The organism is Streptomyces sp. NPDC008137, from assembly GCF_042957035.1.
In the GTDB taxonomy this organism is placed as follows: domain Bacteria; phylum Actinomycetota; class Actinomycetes; order Streptomycetales; family Streptomycetaceae; genus Streptomyces.
On record NZ_JBIBHN010000013.1, the window covers coordinates 188,875 to 195,298 of the forward strand.

At 71.6% G+C, this 6,424-nt stretch carries 5 protein-coding genes; 4 read left to right on the plus strand and 1 reads right to left on the minus strand.

Annotation, left to right across the window (positions count from 1 at the left end; genetic code table 11):
- Positions 1-16: 16 nt before the first annotated feature.
- Together ACFZBT_RS22125 and ACFZBT_RS22130 are read left to right on the plus strand one after the other, a co-directional pair.
- The gene (locus tag ACFZBT_RS22125) at positions 17-883 is read left to right on the plus strand and encodes a helix-turn-helix domain-containing protein (RefSeq protein ID WP_391105981.1); all 867 of its coding nucleotides are present in this window, start codon (positions 17-19) and stop codon (positions 881-883) included.
- 63 nt (positions 884-946) lie between these two features.
- The gene (locus ACFZBT_RS22130; protein WP_391105983.1) at positions 947-1,423 is read left to right on the plus strand and encodes a VOC family protein; all 477 of its coding nucleotides are present in this window, start codon (positions 947-949) and stop codon (positions 1,421-1,423) included.
- A gap of 6 nt (positions 1,424-1,429) precedes the next feature.
- Here ACFZBT_RS22130 and ACFZBT_RS22135 read toward each other — a convergent pair whose 3' ends face one another.
- Positions 1,430-2,959: an MFS transporter gene (locus ACFZBT_RS22135; RefSeq protein ID WP_391106000.1), complete on the minus strand. Its 1,530-nt coding sequence runs from the start codon at positions 2,957-2,959 to the stop codon at positions 1,430-1,432.
- A gap of 303 nt (positions 2,960-3,262) precedes the next feature.
- Between ACFZBT_RS22135 and ACFZBT_RS22140 the strand changes: the two genes are divergently transcribed.
- Together ACFZBT_RS22140 and pntB are read left to right on the plus strand one after the other, a co-directional pair.
- Positions 3,263-4,819: a Re/Si-specific NAD(P)(+) transhydrogenase subunit alpha gene (locus ACFZBT_RS22140; RefSeq protein WP_391105985.1), complete on the plus strand. Its 1,557-nt coding sequence runs from the start codon at positions 3,263-3,265 to the stop codon at positions 4,817-4,819.
- Positions 4,820-4,825: 6 nt separating this feature from the next.
- Positions 4,826-6,259: a Re/Si-specific NAD(P)(+) transhydrogenase subunit beta gene (pntB, locus tag ACFZBT_RS22145; protein WP_391105986.1), complete on the plus strand. Its 1,434-nt coding sequence runs from the start codon at positions 4,826-4,828 to the stop codon at positions 6,257-6,259.
- The last annotated feature ends 165 nt before the right edge of the window (positions 6,260-6,424 follow it).

Sequence of the window (6,424 nt, forward strand, 5' to 3'; positions counted from 1 at the left end):
GCCGTAGGCTGGACGCATGGCTCGTACGGCCGGGGAAGCGGCTGAGGAGACGGCCGGGGCGGCGGCCCTCTCGGTCACGGTCCGGCCCTCGGCGGCCGCGCTCGGGCCGCTGATCGGCGCGATGGGGTATGTCGAGGGGCGGTTCGCGCACGCCGCGGAGCTGGCCCTGCCGACGGGCGGGGCGCAGCTGCTGGTGAACCTCGACAAGGACGCCTTCTCCTCGGCGCCGATGAGCGGCGCCGGCCGGCGTATCCGGGGCGCGGCCGTGCAGGGGCCGTACACGGAGCCGGCCCTGATCGACCCGGCGCAGCAGCGCGCCGTCGTGTGGGTGGCGTTCCGTCCGGCGGGGGCGTATCCCTTCCTCGCCGCCCCGGTCTCCGCGGTCCGCGACGAGCTGGTCGGACTCGACGAGCTGTGGGGCACGGACGGCGCGGTGCTGCGCGAGCGGATGCTTCAGGCCGTGGCCGCCGCCGGCCCGGAGGCCGGACTGCGGGAGTTGGAGACGGCCCTGCTGGAGCGGGCGGTACGTCCGCTGGAGCCCGACCCCGCTGTCCGCCTCGCCGCCGCGCTGCTCGATCGCGGAACCCCGGTCGGCGAGGTCGCCGACCGGCTCGGCTGGACCTCCCGGCGGCTGGCGCGCAGGTGCGGCGAACAGCTGGGGCTCCCGCCCAAACGGTATGCGCGGGTACGGCGCTTCCAGCGGCTGCTGCGGCGCGTGAACTCCGGGGCACCGGAGCCGGACTGGGCGGTCCTCGCCGCGGACTGCGGCTACCACGACCAGGCCCATCTGATCCATGAGTTCCGCGCGCTCGCGGGGATCACACCGACCGCGTACGCACCGCGCTCGCCGCTGGAGCGCAACCACGTTCCGCTCGGCGGGTGACGGCCCCGCCCGGACGGCCGTTTTCTACAATCCACGGCCCCCGGGACCCGCGATCGTGAAGGCATGACGAACACACCCGGCACCGCAGCCGAAACCCCATCCGACGCCCCGGCCGTCACCCGGCTCTACGCCCGGCTCGTGGTCTCCGACGGCCCCCGCGCGATCGACTTCTACCGGACCGCGCTCGGCGCCGAGGAGATCGAGCGGTACACCGACCCCGAGGGCGGGATCGTGCACGCCATGCTGCGTCTCGGCGACGCCGTGATCGCGGTCAAGGACGCCGACGACGCCGACCCGGGGCCGGACTCCCTCGGCGGCTCCCCGGTGATCATGGCCCTCGACGTGAGCGACGCCGACGCCGTCGCGGAGGCCATGCTGCGGGGCGGCGCGACGGTGGTGTACCCAGTCGCCGACCAGCACTATGGCCAGCGCGGCGGCCGTCTCGCCGACCCGTTCGGCCATCTTTGGATGATCTCCCAGCCGATCGAGGAGCTGACACCGGAGGAGATCCAGGCACGTACGACCGACCTGTTCACCTGACGACCCTCAGTGGGTCTGACCGACCGGCTCCTCCACCGTTTCGCTCGAGGCCGGCCGCCCGCCCGGGTGCCGCACGGCGAACAGGTACCCGATGCCCAGGGCGATGGCCATGCCGTAGAACACCCACTGGTTGGCCTCGGCGAAGTCCATGCGGATGGCGCTCATGGCGTCCCGGGTCGCCTCGGCGGCGGGGCCCGTCCCGGTGGGCGGCTGGGAGTCGCCGTTGCCCGTGATCGACTCGGTGATGTCGCGGGCCACGGTGTTCGCGTCGTCCGTGGACATGCCCCGGGCCTCAAGGGTCTGCACCACCTTGTCGGTCGTGACGTGCGTCAGGACCGTGCCGTAGACGGCCAGGCCCACGCTCGCCGCGTAGTTGCGCACGGTCTGGGTGATGCCGGTGACCTCGCCGTACGAGGCACCGATGGACCGGTTGACGGCGTCCGTGGAGGCCGGGGCGAGGATGAAGCCGATGCCGGCCCCGGCGAGGGCCGCGTACGGCCACTGGTCGTGCATGGACAGGTCGGTGAGTTTGTTCGCCCACAGGGCGAACCCGACACAGCCCACCACCGTGCCCAGCTTCAGCGCCGGGCGGGCGCCCTTCTTGTCGAGTATCCGGCCGCCCCACTGGGAGGCGATCGCGAAGCCGATGAAGAAGTACAGCAGGAACAGGGCCGCCTGGTTCGGCGAGGCGCTCAGTGACACCTGGGCGTACACCGAGGTGAAGAAGAACAGCGGGACGAAGGCGAGCATCGAGAAGAACAGCACGGCCGCGTCCACGCTGAACGCCCTGTCCTTGAAGACCCGCAGGTCGATCAGCGGATGCTCCACGTCGCGCTCGAACCGGACGAAACCGTAGAGCACCGCGATGCCGCCCGCGATGCACAGCCAGGTCGCCCAGGAGTCCCAGCCCCAGGACCAGGCCTGCTGGAAGCCGAGGACGCTCAGCCCCATGCCGACCGCGATCAGGGCGGCGCCCCGGACGTCCAGGGTGCCGGACCGCCGCCGGTCGGCGATGTGCGCCAGCGCGGTGAGGACCAGCGCCACGATCGCCACAGGGACGTTGACCCAGAAGACGGCGCGCCAGGTCCAGTTGGTGAGCCAGCCGCCCAGCAGCGGGCCGAGCGCGGTCAGCGCGCCGGAGACACCGAAGAACAGGGCGAGGGCGCGACCGCGTCTCTCGACCGGGAACACCGCCACCACCACGGCCAGAGCCGCCGGGAAGAGCAGTGCCGCCCCGAACCCCTGGGTGGCGCGGAAGACGATCATCCAGGTCTGTGCCGCGCTGCCCTCGGGGACACAGCCGCACAGCACCGACGACACGACGAACACCACCGTGCCGATCACGACGACCCGGCGCGGCCCGTAGAGGTCCGCGAGGCGCCCGCCGAGGGCGAAGAACGCCGCCAGGGCCAGCAGATAGGCGTTCACCACCCACTGCATGCCGGAGGACGACAGGTTCAGTTCGCGGACGATGTCCGGAGCGGCGATCGACACGATGGTCTGGTCGATGAAGGTCATCGCGACGGCGAACATCATCGCCGCCAGTGCCACAGACTGCTGCTGCGGCGCCGATCGGGTGGGGGGCGAGGCCTCGCCGCGCCCCGGGCGCGTGCTGCTCACGCGTTCAGTCTGCGCCCGGCCGTGGCATGTCGCATCACAAGGCGACTCCGGTCCCGCGCGCCACTCTCTTACCCTCAAACACGTCCCGCGGCAACCCCTGTGCGGTGTGAGGACGACCTCCTCGGCCATGTGACCACGGTCCGCCACAGTTGCCGCGTCGAAGGTGCAGGATGCGGGCACCAAGGAGGACAGGCAGCAGAACGACGAGAGAGGCAGACGATGGCCCCAGCGGAACCGGAACCCCAGCGGATCGGCGTACCCGCCGAGTCCACTGCGGGCGAGACCAGGGTGGCGGCGACGCCGGCCACCGTGGGGAGACTTGTCGCGCTCGGATACGACGTGGTGGTCGAACCGGGAGCGGGAGCCTCGTCCCGCTTCTCCGACACGGCCTACGAGGAGGCCGGAGCCAGCCTCGGGGACCCGTGGTCGGCTCAGATCGTGCTGAAGGTCAACGGCCCCTCCAGCGAGGAGATCGGCCGGCTGCGCGACGGGGCGACCCTCATCGCGCTCATCAGCCCCGCCCTCAACCCCGGGTTGGTCGAGGAGCTGGCGCGGCGGCCGGTCACGGTGCTCGCCATGGACGCCGTGCCGCGGATCTCGCGCGCCCAGTCCCTGGACGTGCTCAGCTCGATGGCGAACATCGCCGGATACCGGGCCGTGGTCGAGGCCGCGCACGCCTTCGGACGGTTCTTCACCGGCCAGGTGACCGCCGCCGGCAAGGTGCCGCCCGCCAAGGTGCTGGTGGCCGGTGCCGGTGTGGCCGGACTCGCGGCCATCGGCGCGGCCCGCAGCCTCGGCGCCGTGGTCCGCGCCACCGACCCCCGGCCCGAAGTCGCCGAGCAGGTCCGCTCGCTGGGCGGCGAGTTCCTGACGGTCGGTGCCGAGCAGGAGGTGAGCACCGACGGCTACGCCAAGGCCACCTCCGACGACTACAACCAGCTCGCCGCGCGGCTCTACGCCGAGCAGGCCGCCGACGTCGACATCATCATCACCACCGCGCTCATCCCGGGCCGCCCGGCGCCCCGGCTCGTCACCGCCGAGGACGTCGCGCGCATGAGGCCCGGCAGCGTCATCGTCGACATGGCCGCGGCCCAGGGCGGCAACGTCGAGGGCACGGTAGCCGGGAAGGCCGTCGTCACCGACAACGACGTGACGATCATCGGCTACACCGACCTGCCCGGCCGCCTCCCCGCCCAGGCCTCGCAGCTCTACGGCACCAACATCGTCAACCTGATGAAGCTGCTCACCCCCGGCAAGGACGGCCAACTCGTCCTCGACTTCGACGACGTGGTGCAGCGTTCGATGACCGTGGTCCGCGAGGGCGAGAAGACCTGGCCCCCGCCTCCGGTCCAGGTGTCCGCCGCGCCCGCCCCGGCCGGGGACCCGGAACCCGTGTCCGTGCCTTCGGAGACTCCGGCGAAGCCCGCCCGGCCCGCGTGGGCGCCGTACGCCCTCGTCGGTGCCGGAGCGCTCGCGCTGTTCCTGGTGACGGCCTTCTCGCCGAGTGAACTCATCGGCCACTTCACGGTGTTCGTCCTGGCGATCGTCATCGGTTTCTACGTCATCGGCCAGGTGCACCACGCGCTGCACACTCCGCTGATGTCGGTCACCAACGCCATCTCCGGGATCGTGGTGGTCGGCGCGCTGCTGCAGATCGGGCAGGGACACACGGCGGTCACCGTGCTGTCGTTCGCCGCGATCCTGCTGGCGAGCATCAACATCTTCGGCGGATTCGCCGTCACCCGCCGCATGCTCGGCATGTTCTCGAAGGGCTGATCACGGATGACCACAGTCACGGCCGCAGAGGCCGCCTACGTCGTCGCCGCGCTGCTGTTCATCCTCAGCCTGGCCGGCCTCTCGCAGCACCGGACCTCCCGCTCGGGAGTCGTCTGGGGCATCGCGGGCATGGTCATCGCCCTGGCCGCCACCGTCGGCCTCGCCTCCCGGAGCATCACCGCCACCGGTCTCGTGCTGATCGCCGTCGCCACGGCCGTCGGCGCGGGCATCGGCCTGTGGCGGGCCCGGGTCGTCGAGATGACCGGCATGCCGGAGCTGATCGCCATCATGCACAGCCTGGTCGGCCTCGCCGCCACGTTCGTCGGCTGGAACGGCTACCTCGACGTCGATCCCCAGCTCAGCGGTTCGCTGCTGGGCATCCATCACGCCGAGGTGTTCATCGGGGTGTTCATCGGCGCCGTCACCTTCACCGGCTCGGTCGTCGCGTATCTGAAGCTGTCCGCGCGGATCAAGTCGAACCCGCTGACGCTGCCCGGCAAGCACATCCTCAACGTCGGCGCCCTGGTCGCCTTCGTCGCGCTCACCGTCGCGTTCGTGGCCCGCCCGAACATCGGACTGCTCATCGCCGTCACGGTGGTCGCGTTCGCCCTCGGCGCGCACCTGGTCGCCTCCATCGGCGGCGGTGACATGCCGGTGGTCGTCTCCATGCTCAACAGCTACTCCGGCTGGGCGGCGGCGGCCTCGGGCTTCCTGCTCGCCAACAACCTGCTGATCGTCACCGGCGCGCTGGTGGGCTCCTCCGGTGCCTACCTGTCGTACATCATGTGCAAGGCGATGAACCGCTCCTTCATCTCGGTGATCGCGGGCGGCTTCGGCACCCCGGCGGCGGCCGCCGACGACGGCGAGCAGGGCGAACACCGGGAGATCAACGCCGAGGAGACCGCCGAACTCCTCGGCAACGCCACCTCGGTGATCATCACCCCGGGCTACGGCATGGCGGTCGCCCAGGCCCAGTACCCGGTCGCCGAACTGGCGCGCAAGCTGCGCGAGCGGGGCGTCGAGGTGCGCTTCGGCATCCACCCCGTCGCCGGCCGGCTGCCCGGTCACATGAACGTGCTGCTCGCCGAGGCGAACGTGCCCTACGACGTCGTCCTCGAGATGGACGAGATCAACGACGACTTCGCCGCCACCTCGGTCGTCCTGGTCATCGGCGCCAACGACACCGTCAACCCGGCCGCCACCGACAACCCCTCCAGCCCCATCGCCGGCATGCCGGTGCTGCACGTGTGGGAGGCGGCCAACGTGGTCGTCTTCAAGCGGTCCATGGCCGCCGGGTACGCCGGAGTGCAGAACCCGCTGTTCTTCCGGGAGAACACCCAGATGCTCTTCGGCGACGCCAAGCAGCGGGTCGAGGACATCCTGCGCGGTCTGGACGCCCTCGACGCGCCGGTCCCGGAGATGGCCGGCACGTCGCGCTGAGCCTCGCTCAGTCGTCCGAGGACCGCGTCCTCGGCGATGATGAAACGAAGAGGGCCGGGCCCCCCCCCGGGGGGGGGGGGGGGGCCCCCGGGGGGGGGGGGGGGGGGGGGGGCCGGGGGGGGGGGGGTAGGGGTGAAGGCCGCCGGGCACCGTTTTGGCGGGGGT

Coding starts and splice junctions, on each gene's coding strand:
- ACFZBT_RS22130 (WP_391105983.1), top strand. CDS start 947: ATGACGAACACACCCGGCACCGCAGCCGAAACCCCATCCGACGCCCCG.
- ACFZBT_RS22135 (WP_391106000.1), bottom strand. CDS start 2,959: ATGATGTTCGCCGTCGCGATGACCTTCATCGACCAGACCATCGTGTCG.
- ACFZBT_RS22125 (WP_391105981.1), top strand. CDS start 17: ATGGCTCGTACGGCCGGGGAAGCGGCTGAGGAGACGGCCGGGGCGGCG.
- ACFZBT_RS22140 (WP_391105985.1), top strand. CDS start 3,263: ATGGCCCCAGCGGAACCGGAACCCCAGCGGATCGGCGTACCCGCCGAG.
- pntB (WP_391105986.1), top strand. CDS start 4,826: ATGACCACAGTCACGGCCGCAGAGGCCGCCTACGTCGTCGCCGCGCTG.